Origin of the sequence: Candidatus Aquicultor secundus (assembly GCF_002791875.1) — a bacterium.
Classification (GTDB): domain Bacteria; phylum Actinomycetota; class Aquicultoria; order Aquicultorales; family Aquicultoraceae; genus Aquicultor_A; species Aquicultor_A secundus.
Genome location: NZ_PFNG01000019.1, coordinates 1 through 15,042, shown reverse-complemented (window position 1 = coordinate 15,042; position 15,042 = coordinate 1). Strand labels below are relative to the sequence as shown.

Annotated in this window: 13 protein-coding genes, 1 tRNA gene and 1 other annotated feature; all 14 genes read left to right on the top strand. The window is 51.7% G+C overall.

From position 1 onward, the window contains the following. A partial coding sequence (locus tag COY37_RS00665; RefSeq protein ID WP_286975503.1) for an EF-Tu C-terminal domain-related protein occupies nt 1–91 on the top strand: 91 nt, incomplete at its 5' end. Between the two features lie 124 nt (nt 92–215). Beyond that, nucleotides 216–365, top strand: coding sequence for a 50S ribosomal protein L33 (gene rpmG / locus COY37_RS00660; RefSeq protein ID WP_286677479.1), 150 nt, complete (start codon nt 216–218; stop codon nt 363–365). Between the two features lie 66 nt (nt 366–431). Next, nucleotides 432–506 (top strand) — tRNA-Trp (locus tag COY37_RS00655). 112 nt (nt 507–618) lie between these two features. Continuing rightward, a complete protein-coding gene (secE, locus tag COY37_RS00650; RefSeq protein ID WP_286677478.1) occupies nt 619–843 on the top strand; it encodes a preprotein translocase subunit SecE in 225 nt (74 codons plus the stop codon). A gap of 30 nt (nt 844–873) precedes the next feature. Further along, entirely contained in the window at nt 874–1,398 is a 525-nt protein-coding gene (nusG, locus tag COY37_RS00645; RefSeq protein ID WP_286677477.1) for a transcription termination/antitermination protein NusG, read from the top strand. A gap of 44 nt (nt 1,399–1,442) precedes the next feature. Beyond that, nucleotides 1,443–1,868 (top strand): 50S ribosomal protein L11, encoded by a 426-nt coding sequence (gene rplK, locus COY37_RS00640; RefSeq protein WP_286677476.1) that lies wholly within the window; start codon nt 1,443–1,445, stop codon nt 1,866–1,868. A 140-nt stretch (nt 1,869–2,008) separates the two neighbouring features. Continuing rightward, on the top strand, nt 2,009–2,728 hold the full coding sequence (rplA, locus tag COY37_RS00635; protein ID WP_286677475.1) for a 50S ribosomal protein L1: 720 nt from the start codon (nt 2,009–2,011) through the stop codon (nt 2,726–2,728). A gap of 62 nt (nt 2,729–2,790) precedes the next feature. Then, nucleotides 2,791–2,939, top strand: a sequence feature (ribosomal protein L10 leader region). Nucleotides 2,940–2,999: 60 nt separating this feature from the next. Continuing rightward, nucleotides 3,000–3,518: a 50S ribosomal protein L10 gene (rplJ, locus tag COY37_RS00630; protein WP_286677474.1), complete on the top strand. Its 519-nt coding sequence runs from the start codon at nt 3,000–3,002 to the stop codon at nt 3,516–3,518. Nucleotides 3,519–3,710: 192 nt separating this feature from the next. Beyond that, nucleotides 3,711–4,094 carry a 50S ribosomal protein L7/L12 gene (rplL, locus tag COY37_RS00625; RefSeq protein ID WP_286677473.1) on the top strand — a complete coding sequence of 128 codons (384 nt, stop codon included), beginning with the start codon at nt 3,711–3,713 and terminating at the stop codon, nt 4,092–4,094. A gap of 314 nt (nt 4,095–4,408) precedes the next feature. Beyond that, on the top strand, nt 4,409–7,783 hold the full coding sequence (gene rpoB / locus COY37_RS00620) for a DNA-directed RNA polymerase subunit beta (RefSeq protein ID WP_286975499.1): 3,375 nt from the start codon (nt 4,409–4,411) through the stop codon (nt 7,781–7,783). Nucleotides 7,784–7,855: 72 nt separating this feature from the next. Next, nucleotides 7,856–11,782, top strand: coding sequence for a DNA-directed RNA polymerase subunit beta' (locus COY37_RS00615; protein ID WP_286677471.1), 3,927 nt, complete (start codon nt 7,856–7,858; stop codon nt 11,780–11,782). 161 nt (nt 11,783–11,943) lie between these two features. Next, a complete protein-coding gene (gene rpsL / locus COY37_RS00610; RefSeq protein WP_286677470.1) occupies nt 11,944–12,315 on the top strand; it encodes a 30S ribosomal protein S12 in 372 nt (123 codons plus the stop codon). Between the two features lie 24 nt (nt 12,316–12,339). Continuing rightward, entirely contained in the window at nt 12,340–12,810 is a 471-nt protein-coding gene (gene rpsG, locus COY37_RS00605; RefSeq protein WP_286677469.1) for a 30S ribosomal protein S7, read from the top strand. A gap of 100 nt (nt 12,811–12,910) precedes the next feature. Then, complete coding sequence (gene fusA, locus COY37_RS00600) at nt 12,911–15,013, top strand: elongation factor G (RefSeq protein ID WP_286677468.1); 2,103 nt, start codon at nt 12,911–12,913, stop codon at nt 15,011–15,013. Nucleotides 15,014–15,042 lie beyond the last annotated feature (29 nt).

The following is a 15,042-nucleotide window of genomic DNA, read 5'->3' as shown; positions in this document are numbered from 1 at the left end:
CCCCATCGCTATGGAGGAAGGCCTTCGCTTTGCAATTCGTGAAGGCGGCAGAACAGTTGGAGCGGGTAGGATTACGAGCATTATTAAATAACCTTGCTACGGTCAAGTTAAGCGCGTGTTAATTGACATTAGCAGTGGTAAAGTGTAAACTACCATTTGTTTTTTGCCTTGGTTTAGAGGTTTACATTAATTCTTTGAATATATTAGGAGGAACAATGCGAGATATAGTTATTCTCGCGTGTACTGAGTGCAAACGCAGGAATTACACGACGGATAAAAACAAGAGAAAAAAGCCCGACCGTATGGAGATGAAGAAATTCTGCAAGTGGTGTGGGTCGCATACTTTACATAGGGAAACACGCTAATTATACTTGTCACTAGAATTTAGCGCGATAGATAATCCATTATGGACGTGATTCTATCGCGTACTGAGGGCTGTAGCTCCAATTGGTTAGAGCACCGGTCTCCAAAACCGGGTGTTGAGGGTTCGAATCCCCCCAGCCCTGCCGAGATAGAGATTTGGGATAGCTCCGGCGAGGTGCATTAGTGCTGGTCAAGTTTCAAGTTACTAGTATCTGTCTCTAGTTTCCAGCATCTAGAAACGGGAAGGAAATGAGTATGGCTGAGAAGAAGGCTACACAGCCTGCACAGAAAAAAGGATTTGACTCGTTAGGAAAGTTTTTCAAGGATGTAAAAGTCGAGTTGGGCAAGGTTATCTGGCCTGGCAGAGATGAAGTGGTTGCATCAACAGTTGTCGTTTTGGTGGCTGTGGCTTTCTTTGCGATATTTATAGGATTGATAGATGTGTTGTTCGTCGCGGTTATTAAAATATTCTCAGCGTAGGAGGAGAGCTTTTTCAAGGCTCTAGCAAACATGACAAAACAGTGGTACGTGATACATACGTATTCAGGTTACGAAAATAAGGTTAAGGCTAACCTTGAGCACCGGATATCCTCCATGGAGATGGAGGATAAGATCTTTGAAGTGGTTATTCCCACGGAAGAGGTCATGGAAATCAAGGCAGGCAAGAAGACTATTACGGAGCGTAAAGTGTTCCCAGGCTACATCATGGTTCAAATAGACCTTGACGATGACTCGTGGTACGTGGTCAGAAACACGCCGGGTGTTACCGGTTTTGTCGGCTCGAATGCCAAACCGACGCCGCTTTCCGCTCAAGAGGTCGATAAGATCCTGCAAAGGCCGGCGTTCGAGAAGCCGAAACCGAAGGTCGAGTTCGAAGAAGGCGAGACCGTTAAGGTTATCGCGGGACCGCTGGCCGACTTTACGGGGACTATTGCTGAGGTGAACCTTGACCAGAGTAAGGTCAGGGTTATGGTTTCCATCTTCGGTAGAGAGACACCAGCCGAGCTTAATTTCGATCAGGTAGCGAAATTGTAATTTTTGGCTCTGAAATATAGGCGGTAGAGAAAGGAAGTATCCACGTGGCTAAGAAGATGATGGCTAAGGTAAAACTGCAGATACCTGGGGGCCAAGCCAATCCGGCACCACCGGTCGGCCCGGCTTTGGGTCAGCATGGTGTAAATATTATGGAGTTCTGTAAGGCGTTTAACGCTCAGACGTCCGATAGGACCGGGACGATTATACCGGTTGAGATAACGGTGTACGAAGACCGCTCCTTCACGTTTATTACGAAGACCCCGCCGGCAGCGTTCTTGTTGAAGCAGGCCGCCGGGATCGACAAGGGATCAGGTGAGCCCCAAAAGAACAAGGTTGCGCAGATAACCAAGGACCAGGTACGCCAGATCGCAGAGACCAAGATGCAGGATCTCAGCGCCAACGACGTTGAGGCCGCAATGAAGATTATCGAAGGTACCGCCCGCAGCATGGGGATAGAAATCGCGGGATAGTCGATATTAAAAGTTAGTGCTAAGTTTGCGAGCAATGGATCAATGGAGCAATTCCATTGCTCGGCAAAACCATCAAAGATGGTTTTGCGTGGGAGGCCCATCAAAGAGTGGGCCGACACTACCACAAGGAGGAAAGAAAGATGAAAAAAGGAAAGAAGTATCGCGAGGTTCAGGCGAAGATCGATCGTGAGAAGCTCTATTCGCCGTTAGAGGCCGTCAGGCTTCTAAAGGAGATCGCGCCGGCCAAGTTTGATGAGACCGCCGAGGTCCATATCAAGCTCGGTGTTGATCCAAGGAAAGCCGACCAGCAAGTAAGGGGTACCGTCTCGTTGCCATACGGAACAGGTAAGACCGTCCGTGTAGCCGTGTTTGCCCAGGGCGAGAAGGCAAAAGAGGCAGAAACCGCCGGGGCCGACTATGTTGGCGCCGGCGACCTGGCTGAGAAGATCCAGGGCGGCTGGTTTGACTTTGACGTGGCAATCGCCACCCCTGACATGATGGCGACCGTAGGTAAACTCGGTAAGCTTCTCGGGCCCCGTGGCTTGATGCCGAACCCGAAGGCCGGAACCGTTACCTTTGATGTAGGCAAGACCGTCAAGGACGTAAAAGCCGGTAAGATCGAGTACAGGGTTGATAAGTTTGGTATAGTCCACTCGGTAATCGGTAAGATATCCTTCCCGGTCGATAAGCTAATCGGTAACTACCAGGCTTTGATTGAGGAACTCGTTAGGGCAAAACCGTCGGCGGCCAAGGGTAAGTACATCAAATCCATTAGCGTGAGCACAACCATGAGCCCGGGCGTAAAGGTCGATACGACCAAGGTCCGCGACCTCATGGAGGAAGAAGCGGCCGCTAGCTAAGATACGTGCTTGACGTGTAGCCGGCCGCTTTGATATAAAAGAGAAGTTAGAGAAGTTAGAGAAGTTCTAATTGAATATTGCCGAAGACAGTAGGCGCCGTACGGCTTAATCCAATGCCTACCGAGGTACACTACAAATATCCATTACCGGATTATGGATTTTTGGTTATTATGCCTCCTGCTGTCTGGCAGGAGGCTTTTTATTTAGACTTAAGACTTAGATTTATATCATTGCAAGATGTGATCTTTGCAAGTGTGAGGGGAGGTTTACGATGGCTCGACCAGAAAAAGAGGCTACTGTTGAGGAAATTAAGGAAAAAATGGGTAAGGCGAAAAGCGTTATCCTGACCGATTATCGCGGACTTAATTTCGAGCAGATATCCGACCTGAGAAACAAATTGCGCGCCCAGGGAGTGGAGTACAAGGTGTTCAAGAACACTCTGGCTAAACTCGCTACCAAAGAACTCGATCTTACCGAGCTTGACCCGTACTTGGTTGGACCGACGGCTATGGTGATCAGCTATGAAGATGCAACCGCACCCGCGAAGACGCTTGTTGATTTTGCAAGGGTCACCAAGCTGCTTGAGCTTAAGGGCGGCTTTGTCGAGGGCGCCGTTATCGGTGGCGATAGCGTGAGAAGCCTGGCTACGATACCGCCGAAGGAGATTCTGATCGCGATGTTTATGGGAGGCTTGAAGAGCCCGCTCTACGGACTGGCCCGCAGCCTGAATCAGATTACGGCCGGTTTGGCACGAGTACTGAACCAGGTTGCGCAGCAGAAAGGCGCGTAAGGGCAGCGAATAGCGAAAAGCGACTAAAAACCAATTACATGCAACTGGACAGCCTAAAGAAATAATCGCTAATCGCTAATCGCCAGTCGCCAATCGCTAACAACCGGGTGACAAAGCACAAGGCTTTGAACCAGGACACGTTAAAAAGTGAGTAAAGAGAAAACTATATCTTATGGAAGGTGAGTAAATAAAATGGCAGAGAAACTTACAAACGATCAGATACTTGATGCGATCAAGAGCATGACCGTTCTTGAGCTGAATGACCTGGTAAAGCAGATTGAGGAGACTTTTGGCGTAACAGCCGCCGCCCCGGTCGCCGTAGCGGCCGCTCCCGGTGCCGCAGCCGCCGCCCCAGAAGAGGAGAAGACCTCCTTCGATGTTATCCTTACAGGCGCAGGTGACAAGAAGATCCAGGTCATCAAAGAGGTTAGGGCTCTTACCAGCCTTGGCTTAAAAGAGGCGAAAGACCTTGTTGACAACGCTCCCAAGTCGGTCAAGGAGGGCATCCCGAAAGACGAAGCAGAGAAGGTCAAGGCACAGCTTGAGGGAGCCGGAGCAACCGTCGAAATCAAATAATTTTTACTATCGAGTACTCTTGAGTTTTTGAAAATGTAATAGTATATTTGAGTGGGTGAGGGTAAATGGTCCTTCACCCACTGAATATTATTAGCAAGCTTTTATAGTGCTAAGGCAGCAACACCGGAAAACTATATTGCAACTTTTCAATTTGCTTGTCTTAAATTGGAGGGTAACAGGGAATAATCTCTGTAAGTTAAACAATTGTTTAACTAAGTATCTCCGTTCGGATTGACACAGCATAGAGATTCTGCTATGCTGTTGTTTTGTGTTTGTATATTCCCACATTACCGATTAAGGAGTGAATTCATCCCTTGCGAAATGATTTAGGTTTAAGAACTAGGCGTAGCTTCGCCAAAACCCCAGATATTTTGGAACTGCCAAATCTTATCGCAGTACAAGTTGATTCGTTTAAATGGTTTGAAGAGGAGGGATTAGCCGAAGCCTTTCGGGATATCTCCCCTATCGAGGATTTCACCGGAAACCTGGCGATAGAATTTAAAAGCCACCGGTTTGGTGAACCCGAGCACAGCGTAAACGAGTGCAAGGAAAGGGATACGACTTATTCGGCACGGTTGGACGTAACTGTCAGCCTTATTAACAAGACGACCGGAGAAATTAAAGAAGAGGAAGTCTATATGGGCGACTTCCCGATAATGACCGACAAGGGAACGTTTATCATCAACGGTACCGAACGTGTGGTCGTCAGCCAGCTTGTTCGCTCTCCGGGTGTCTATTTCAACCGTGAGGTCGATAAGCACTCCGATAAAATTTTGTATCTTGGAAAGGTTATTCCGAGCCGCGGCGCCTGGCTCGAGCTTGAGACGGATAAGCGCGACGTTATAAGCGTTCGCGTTGACCGCAAGCGTAAGCAGCCGGTAAGCATTCTTCTTAAAGCGCTGGGCTTTGGAACCGGCGATGAGATATTAAAGCTATTCAACAACGCCGATCCGATAAAGCAGACGCTCGAGCACGACTTCACCGAGACGCGCGAAGAGGCTATGGTCGAACTCTATAAACGCCTGCGTCCGGGTGAGCCGCCGGCGGTTGAGAGCGCGCGTTCTCTTATTGAAAACCTGTTCTTTAATCCACAGCGGTACAACCTCGCAAAGGTCGGACGCTATAAGGTGAACAAAAAGCTCAATTTAAGCTTGCCCGCGGATACGACGGTTCTTACCCGCGAAGATATCCTTGCAACCATCCAGTACATCGTCGGGCTGCTTGATCCGACGATGTTTAGCGACCGCTTCGATGTTGTCGAGGTAGATGACATCGATCACTTCGGCAACAGGCGTGTCCGCTCGGTCGGAGAGCTTATACAGAACCAGTTCCGCATCGGACTTGCAAGAATGGAGAGGGTTGTCCGTGAGCGCATGACGACGCTTGACGTCGAAACGATGACGCCGAGAACCCTTATTAATATACGACCGATTGTCGCGTCTATTAAGGAATTCTTCGGGAGCAGCCAGCTCTCGCAGTTTATGGACCAGACCAACCCTCTGGCCGGCCTCACGCATAAGCGCCGCTTAAGCGCGCTGGGTCCGGGCGGTCTTTCACGCGAGCGTGCGGGCTTTGAAGTCCGAGACGTTCACCCGTCCCACTACGGGCGCATGTGTCCTATCGAGACACCTGAGGGTCCGAATATCGGTCTCATCGGTTCTATGGCCAGCTATTCGAGGATCAACCCGTTCGGGTTTATCGAGACCCCGTACCGTAAGGTCGAGAACGGCAAAGTTACCGATAAAATCGATTATTTGACCGCAGATGTTGAGGATAAATATATTATCGCGCAGGCCAACGCCCCGCTTGACAAGAAGACCGGAAAGTTCTTGCAGGATAAAGTCCTGGTAAGAATCCGTGAAGAGGTCGATACCGTCGAACCCAAGAAGATCGACTATATGGATGTTTCGCCAAAACAGACGGTCTCCGTGGCGACGGCGCTTATCCCGTTCCTCGAGCACGACGATGCGAACCGCGCGCTCATGGGATCGAACATGCAGCGCCAGGCGGTGCCGCTTCTCTTAACCGAGGCGCCGGTTGTCGGTACGGGTGTCGAGCACAGGGCGGTAAAAGATACCGGTGCGATTATCGTTGCCGATGACGACGGCGAGATAACCTTCGTTTCCGCCAATAGGATTCGTCTAAAGACCAAGAAAACCGAGATCGAGCACAAGCTCCAGAAGTTCCGCCGATCAAACCAGGGAACCTGCATTAATCAGAAGCCGGTTGTCTTTGAGGGACAGAAGGTCAAAGAGGGACAGGTTCTCGCGGATGGTCCTTCGACGGACATGGGGGAGCTTGCTCTTGGAAGGAATCTTCTCGTGGCGTTCATGCCCTGGGAAGGTTACAACTACGAGGATGCCATTATCTTAAGTGAGAGAGTTGTAAAAGAGGACATGCTTACCTCTATACATATAGAAGAGCACGAAGTCGATGCCCGCGATACCAAGCTTGGTCCCGAAGAGATCACGCGCGATATCCCGAACGTAGGCGAAGAAATCTTAAAAGACCTGGACGACCGGGGTATTATCCGAGTTGGGGCCGAGGTCAACCCCGGCGATGTCCTGGTAGGCAAAGTTACGCCAAAAGGTGAGACCGAGCTTACGGCAGAGGAACGGCTCCTGCGCGCGATCTTCGGCGAGAAGGCGCGCGAGGTCAGGGACACGTCGCTTAAAGTGCCGCATGGCGAGAGCGGAACCGTTATCGACGTTAAAGTGTTCCTGCGGGATGCGGGCGACGAGCTTGCCCCAGGCGTCAACCAGCTTGTTCGAGTCTACGTAGCCCAGAAAAGAAAGATTTCCGAGGGAGACAAACTTGCCGGAAGGCACGGCAACAAGGGTGTTATCTCCAAGATACTGCCCGAGGAGGATATGCCGTTCCTCGAGGATGGAACCCCGATCGACATCATTCTTAACCCGCTCGGCGTACCGAGCCGCATGAACGTGGGGCAGGTTCTTGAAACTCACCTGGGATGGGCCGCGATGAAAGGCTGGTCCGATGACGGTAAGGCGAGCAACGGCTCGGTTTTTACAGCGTCACCGGTGTTTGACGGCGCTACCGAAGAGGAAATGCGCGATGCCTTTGCGAAGGCGGGGCTTCCGGTAACCGGTAAAGCGCACCTTCACGACGGAAGGACCGGAGAGCCGTTTAAAGAGCCTATCACAGTGGGCTATATCTATATCTTAAAACTACTACACCTGGTCGATGACAAGATTCACGCCAGATCAACCGGACCATACGCACTGGTTACGCAACAGCCGCTTGGCGGTAAAGCCCAGTTCGGCGGTCAGCGTTTCGGGGAGATGGAGGTATGGGCGCTTGAGGCGTACGGAGCGGCCTACACCTTGCAAGAGCTTCTGACGGTGAAATCCGACGATGTTGTCGGCAGGGTGAAAGCATACGAGGCGATTGTCAAAGGCGAAAATATTCCGGAGCCCGGAATACCGGAATCGTTTAAAGTTCTCGTGAAAGAAATGCAGAGCCTGTGTCTCAACGTCGAAGTCCTCTCGGAGGAAGGCGAAGAGATCGAGCTAAAAGAATCCGAGGACGATGTCTTCAAGACCGCGGAGGAGCTAGGCATCGATCTGCGCGGAGAGGTTGCAGCCGGGCGCGAAGCCGAAGAGCCGGGCCTCGAAAATGTTGAACCTATGATAATTGAAGAAAAAGAAGCGCACGAAGAAGAGGCGTAAAGGTTTACAGACAAGTGCAGCAAGGGACAGAACCCCTGTCCGAGAGTCTTATTTTTTTAGGAGGTTAACTCTTTGTTAGATATTAACAATTTTGATGCCTTAAAAATTGGTCTTACCTCACCCGAGCAGGTTCGCGCCTGGTCCAATGGCGAGGTCAAGAAACCGGAGACCATAAACTATCGTACGCTCAAGCCTGAAAAGGACGGCCTCTTCTGCGAAAAGATATTCGGGCCGACCAAGGATTGGGAATGCTATTGCGGTAAGTATAAAAGGGTGCGATTTAAGGGCATTATCTGCGAGCGCTGCGGGGTCGAGGTAACTCGCTCCAAGGTCCGGCGCGAGCGCATGGGCCATATTGAGCTTGCGGCCCCGGTTACCCACATATGGTATTTCAAGGGCGTTCCCTCAAGGATGGGGTACCTGCTTGATATCTCCCCGAAGGACCTGGAGAAGGTCATCTACTTTGCGTCATATATCGTAACGGATGTAAATGTGGAGGAGAGGGAAAAGGATATCCCGACGCTTAAGGTCGAACTCGATGAGGAACTCAGCGAAGCTAAGAAGCAGGCCGAGGAAAGGCTCGCTGAGATCGAGGCTCAACGGGAGCGCAAGATTAAAATAGCCCGCGGCGAGATAGAGCCGGAAGAGGGCGAAGCGGAGGTCGCCGGTGGTGGTTCACCGGATACGGCAGTTAAAAAGATTGAGTCCGAGATCAAGAAACTGGTCAAAGAGGTAAATACTGAATTGACGCGTAAGATCGATTGGATGGGCAAAGTCTTCAGCACATTTGAGTCATTACAGCCAAAGCAGTTAATCAGCGATGATCAACTCTACCGCGAACTGAAAGTGCGCTACGGCGACTACTTCAACGGCGGCATGGGTGCAGAATCGATTAAAGAATTGCTTTCACGCGTAGACCTCGAGCACGAGGCGCTCGATCAGCGTCAGACGATAAAGACTGCGACGGGACAAAAGAAAAGTCGTGCGGTTAAGCGGCTTAAAGTCACCTCCGCATTCAAGAGGTCGGGCAATAAGCCCGAGTGGATGGTCCTTGAGGCGATTCCGGTTATTCCACCGGACCTACGCCCGATGGTTCAGCTCGACGGCGGCCGTTTTGCCACGTCCGATCTTAACGATCTCTACCGCAGGGTTATTAATAGAAACAACAGGCTAAAAAGACTACTTGACCTGGGTGCGCCTGAGATTATCGTAAACAACGAGAAAAGGATGCTCCAGGAGGCCGTGGACGCGCTGTTTGATAACGGTCGTCGCGGCAGGCCGGTTACCGGCCCGGGCAACAGGCCGCTGAAATCCTTAAGCGATATGCTCAAAGGTAAGCAAGGCCGGTTCCGCCAAAACCTGTTGGGTAAGCGTGTCGATTATTCCGGCCGTTCGGTTATCGTTGTCGGCCCGGAGTTGAAGTTGCACCAGTGCGGTCTTCCAAAGGTCATGGCGCTTGAGCTGTTCAAGCCGTTTGTTATGAAGAGGCTTGTCGACCTCGGACACGTGCAGAATATAAAGAGCGCGAAGAGAATGGTCGAGAGGGCAAAGTCGCTGGTCTGGGATGTTCTTGAGGAAGTCATCAAGGAACATCCCGTAATGCTTAACAGGGCGCCGACGCTTCACCGCCTCGGTATCCAGGCATTTGAACCGATCCTTGTTGAGGGAAAGGCCATCCAGATACACCCGCTGGTCTGTACGGCGTTTAACGCCGACTTTGACGGCGATCAGATGGCGGTTCACCTGCCGCTTTCTGTTGAGGCCCAGGCCGAGGCCAGGGTACTCATGCTGTCCGCAAACAATATTCTCTCACCGGCGCATGGGCGTCCGCTGGTAACCCCGACGCAGGACATGGTCCTCGGAATTTACTTCCTGACCGCACAGCGCGACGGCAGTACGGGAGAAGGCTCGGTGTTCGGCAGCAAGGAGGAAGCCGCCCTCGCGTTTGAGGGAGGAGAGGCGGACCTTCAGGCCAAGATCGAGCTTAGAGAGAAAAACGCAAAAGGCGAGCGCACCAGGCTTGAGACCACCATCGGGAGGATTATCTTCAACCAGGCGCTGCCGGATGATTTTGAATACGTAAATTACGAGGTCGGCAAGAAAGAGATGGCCAGGATAGTTGAGAGATGCACCACCGAAATAACGCTTGGCGAAACGGTGAGAATCCTTGACAGGATAAAGGCGCACGGGTTTCATTACGCAACCCGTGCGGGTGTCACGATCAGCATCGGCGACGTTAAAGTCCCTGATAATAAGTGGGATATCCTGGACGAACCGGAACTTGCCGTCGACCGTATCGAGAAGCAATACAGGCGCGGTCTTATCACTAACGAGGAGCGCCATCAAAGGGTAGTCGATATTTGGACCAAGGCAACCGAGGACGTATCCGAGGCGATGGAGAACAACTTTGATAAATTCAACCCCATCTATATGATGGCCAACTCCGGTGCCCGCGGTAACTTGAAGCAGCTCAGACAGCTTGCCGGTATGCGAGGTCTGGTTGCTAATCCTAAGGGAGATATTATCGATCGTCCGATCAAGGCGAACTTCCGCGAGGGACTTTCGGTTCTCGAGTACTTTATTTCTACGCACGGCGCCCGTAAGGGTCTTGCTGACACGGCGCTAAGAACCGCCGACTCCGGTTACTTGACGAGAAGGCTTGTCGACGTCTCTCAGGATGTCATCATCCGCGAGATCGACTGCGGCACCGAATCGGGAATCCCGGTTCCGGTACTCGACCCTGAAGATGAGGCAAACAAGAACGGCCTCATGGGAAGGGTAGTTCTTGAAACGGTTGTGCATCCCGAGAGCAAGGAAGTTATCCTTGCCAGGGGATCTGAAATAAGAAACCAGGATGTCTTTCGCCTGAAAGACGCGGGGGTCAAGCAGGTTATGGTACGTTCCGTACTTACCTGCGAAGCAAAACACGGCGTATGCCGCCAGTGCTATGGCTGGAGTTTGGCGAACGGGCGTCTTGTCGATATCGGCGAGGCCGTCGGTATCATCGCCGCCCAGTCCATCGGCGAGCCGGGCACGCAGCTTACCATGCGTACCTTCCATACCGGCGGTGTTGCGGGTGAGGATATCACGCACGGTCTACCGCGTGTAGTCGAGTTGTTCGAGGCACGTCGTCCGAAAGGCGAGGCCCAGATTGCCGAGATCGGCGGTATTGTTGAGATTAAAGAAACTGAAAAACTGAGAAAGATCATCGTCCAAGGCGGCGAAGGCAAGGAGCGCATATACCAGGTTTCGAGGCGCGCTCGTTTGAGGGTATCGAACGGCGATAAGGTCCAGGCCGGCGACCAGCTGACCGAAGGAAGCTTGAACCCGCACGACATCCTGCGAATCAGCGGTAGGGCGGTTGAACTCTACATGGTGGGCGAGGTCCAGGAGGTCTACAAGAGCCAGGGCGTTGATATCAACGATAAGCACATCGAAATAATCGTAAGACAGATGATGCGAAAGGTCACCGTTTCAGAGCCGGGTGACACCGATCTCTTGCCGGGCCAGCTTATCGACAGGCTTCAATTCGAGGATGAAAACGCGCGCGTGATCGCGGAGGGTGGCGAGCCGGCGACGGCGAAACAGACCTTGCTCGGTATTACTAAGGCGTCTCTTGCGACGGACAGCTTCCTATCGGCGGCATCGTTCCAGGAGACCACGAGGGTTCTTACCGATGCGGCGATCGCCGGCAAGAGCGACCCGCTGCTCGGCTTGAAAGAGAACGTTATCCTCGGTAAACTCATCCCGGCTGCGACCGGCATGAGCAGGTACCGCTCGATCAGGGTTATGGCGATCGGCGAGGAGGAGGAACCATTCGTGGAGGTCGTGAAAGGCGAGGGTCCGGAGGACCTCTTCTTTAGCGAAGATACCGAGTCCTTCATGGAGGAAGGCCCGTCTCTTATAGGTACGGTTGAGATTGCTAGCGAAGTAACCTCTCCCGAGACTGAGGAAGAGCCGTATATCTCAGCAGATGTTGACAACGAGGAAGAAGACTGATATATTAATCTGCTGTGACCTGCAATCTCGTGCGAATTTAAATTAGTCAATCAACTGCACGGCATTAAAGCCGTGCAGTATGCTGAAATAGAGATAAAAATAGGGACAAATACAAAGAACAGAAGCAACATTAAGCTAGATTTTAAGAAGGAGTGTACAGTTTGCCGACGATTAGCCAGCTGGTAAAAAAGGGTAGAAAAGAAAAGCCGAGCAAAACGGCAACACCAGCGTTGCAAGGCGCTCCTCAGAGGAGAGGCGTCTGCACCCGTGTGTATACAACGACACCGAAAAAGCCGAATTCAGCTCTGCGGAAAGTCGCCAGGGTAAGGTTGACCAATGGAATGGAGGTCACGGCCTATATTCCGGGAATCGGACACAACCTGCAGGAGCACTCAATAGTTCTCGTTCGCGGTGGCCGTGTTAAAGATCTGCCGGGTGTCCGTTATAAAATAATCAGGGCTGCTCTGGATGCGGCCGGTGTATCGGATCGCAAACAATCTCGTTCCAAATATGGAGCAAAAGCAAGTAAGTAATAAGAACTTTTTTGGAGGATAGAAATGCCGAGAAAAGGACCAGTTACAAAGCGAGAAATATTGCCCGATCCGGTCTACAACAACAAGCTCGTTGCACAGCTGATGAACGCGATTCTGACAGCCGGCAAAAAGGGTGTTGCCGAGCAGGTTGTTTATGAGGCCTTTGATATTATCAGGGACAAGACGGGTTCCGACCCCGTTACGGTATATCGTAAGGCGATGGACAATATCAGGCCGGCGCTTGAAGTAAGACCCCGCAGGGTCGGCGGCGCCACGTATCAGGTTCCGGTTGAAGTTCCAGGGCCAAGGGCCACAACACTGGCGCTTCGCTGGTTAACAGGATATTCAAAGGCGCGTAAAGAGAAAAGAATGGCCGAGAGGTTGGCAGGCGAGATTATGGACGCCGCAAACAGTGTTGGTGCATCTATGAAGAAGAGGGAAGACCTTCAGAAGATGGCTGAGTCCAACCGTGCCTTCGCTCACTACCGCTGGTAGCGTTCGACCGGTAATTGCAGAGTACACTCTCGACGCTGAAGCACTCTGTTGTAGCAAGGTTGTATGAGTTTGTGTTTATCTAGGAAGGATTCAAAGGTTTATGTCGACAAGATTTCCACTTGAAAAAATAAGAAATATCGGGATTATGGCCCATATCGATGCTGGTAAGACAACGACTACCGAGCGGATACTTTACTATGCCGGTCGAACACATAAAATTGGTGAGGTTCATGAGGGCACGGCCGTTATGGACTGGATGGTTCAAGAGCAGGAGCGGGGTATTACAATTACCTCGGCCGCTACAACATGCTTATGGAACGACCATCGAATTAATATTATAGATACACCAGGGCACGTGGACTTTACTGTCGAGGTCGAACGCTCACTACGTGTACTCGACGGTGCGGTCGCCGTATTCTGCGCGGTCGGTGGCGTTGAGCCGCAGTCTGAGACGGTATGGCGCCAGGCGGACAAGTACCGTGTCCCGAGAATTGCGTATATCAATAAGATGGACAGGACGGGTGCGGATTTCTTTAACGCGATACAGATGATGAAGAGTCGCCTTTCCGCCAACCCGATCGCTCTGCAGCTTCCAATTGGAAGCGAAGATCAGTTTGCCGGAATTATCGACCTTGTCGACATGAAGGCCGTTTTTTATAAGGATGACCTCGGCACGCAGATTGAGGAGACCGCAATCCCGAAAGAATATATGGCCCAGTCCGAGGAGTACCGCCAGCATGTATTGGAGGCCGCCGCCGAATATGATGAGTCGCTTCTGGAGAAGTACCTTGATGGCGAAGAGCTGACGAAGGAAGAAATCATTGCCGGTATTCGTAAGGCAACGCTTGATGCCGCTATCACACCGGTTCTTTGCGGATCGTCCTTTAAGAACAAGGGCGTCCAGCCGCTACTCGATGCGATTAACGATTACTTGCCGTCTCCGCTTGACGTTCCTCCGGTTACCGGGACGCTTCCCGGCAAAGAGGATACGGTTGTCACGCGCGAGGCTTCAGATAGCGAGCCGTTTACGGCGCTTGCGTTTAAGATAATGGTCGACCCGTATGTCGGTAAGCTTACCTTCTTTAGGGTGTACTCCGGTGTGCTGAAAGCCGGCGACAGCGTAATGAACGCATCCACCGGTAAGACCGAGAGGATCGGCAGAATCTTACAGATGCACGCGAATCACCGTGAAGAGAAGAGCGAAGTCCGCACAGGTGATATCGTTGCCGGCGTTGGCCTGAAGCAAGTAACTACCGGAGATACGCTGTGCACTAAGGCTCACCCGATTATGCTCGAGTCAATGGTATTTCCGGAGCCGGTTATCTCTGTTGCCATCGAGCCCAAGACAAAGGTCGATCAGGAGAAGCTCTCAACTGCTCTTGCGAAACTTGCGGAAGAAGACCCGACGTTCAGGGTTAAAACCGATGAAGAGACGGGCCAGACCATCATAGCGGGCATGGGCGAGCTTCACCTCGAGATTATCGTCGACAGGTTAATGCGTGAGTTTAAAGTGCAGGCAAATGTCGGGCGTCCGCAGGTATCTTACCGCGAGACAATACGCAAAGCCGTTAAGAATGTACAGGGACGCTATATAAGGCAAACCGGTGGTCGCGGTCAGTTCGGACACGTCATTATCGACGTCGAGCCGAACCCGGCAAAGGGCTATGAGTTTGTCGATGCAGTTGTCGGCGGCAAGGTGCCGAGGGAATACATCCCGGCGGTTAATAAGGGAATGCAAGAGGCTATGACCGCCGGTATTATGGCGGGCTATCCTGTTGTTGATATTAAGGTAACGCTACATGATGGTTCATACCATCCGGTAGATTCGTCTGAGCTGGCATTTAAGATAGCCGGTTCAATGGCGATTAAAGATGCCATGAAGAAGGCAAGCCCGGCTTTACTGGAGCCGATTATGGCGGTCGAGGTTGTTGTTCCTGAAGAGTATATGGGCGATGTCATGGGAGATTTAAGCTCGCGCCGCGGCCATATCGTGGGCATGGAACCAAGAGCCAACACCCAGGTCATCAGGGCGAATGTACCGCTTTCCGAGATGTTCGGCTATGCGACCGACTTAAGGTCTAAGACGCAGGGTCGAGCAGTGTACACAATGCAGTTCAAGCAGTACCAGGAACTTCCGCCGAGCATCGCGGAGGAGATCATCAGCAAATCCCAGGGCGAGTGGTCGATCGCCGCTGGCAGTTAAAACAAATATGGTTTACTAATAAAAAACCT

Bases quoted from the DNA above. Each gene is read 5' to 3' on its own strand.
- rpmG (WP_286677479.1), top strand. From the start codon at position 216: ATGCGAGATATAGTTATTCTCGCGTGTACTGAGTGCAAACGCAGGAAT.
- secE (WP_286677478.1), top strand. From the start codon at position 619: ATGGCTGAGAAGAAGGCTACACAGCCTGCACAGAAAAAAGGATTTGAC.
- nusG (WP_286677477.1), top strand. From the start codon at position 874: ATGACAAAACAGTGGTACGTGATACATACGTATTCAGGTTACGAAAAT.
- rplA (WP_286677475.1), top strand. From the start codon at position 2,009: ATGAAAAAAGGAAAGAAGTATCGCGAGGTTCAGGCGAAGATCGATCGT.
- rplJ (WP_286677474.1), top strand. From the start codon at position 3,000: ATGGCTCGACCAGAAAAAGAGGCTACTGTTGAGGAAATTAAGGAAAAA.
- rplL (WP_286677473.1), top strand. From the start codon at position 3,711: ATGGCAGAGAAACTTACAAACGATCAGATACTTGATGCGATCAAGAGC.
- rpsG (WP_286677469.1), top strand. From the start codon at position 12,340: ATGCCGAGAAAAGGACCAGTTACAAAGCGAGAAATATTGCCCGATCCG.
- fusA (WP_286677468.1), top strand. From the start codon at position 12,911: ATGTCGACAAGATTTCCACTTGAAAAAATAAGAAATATCGGGATTATG.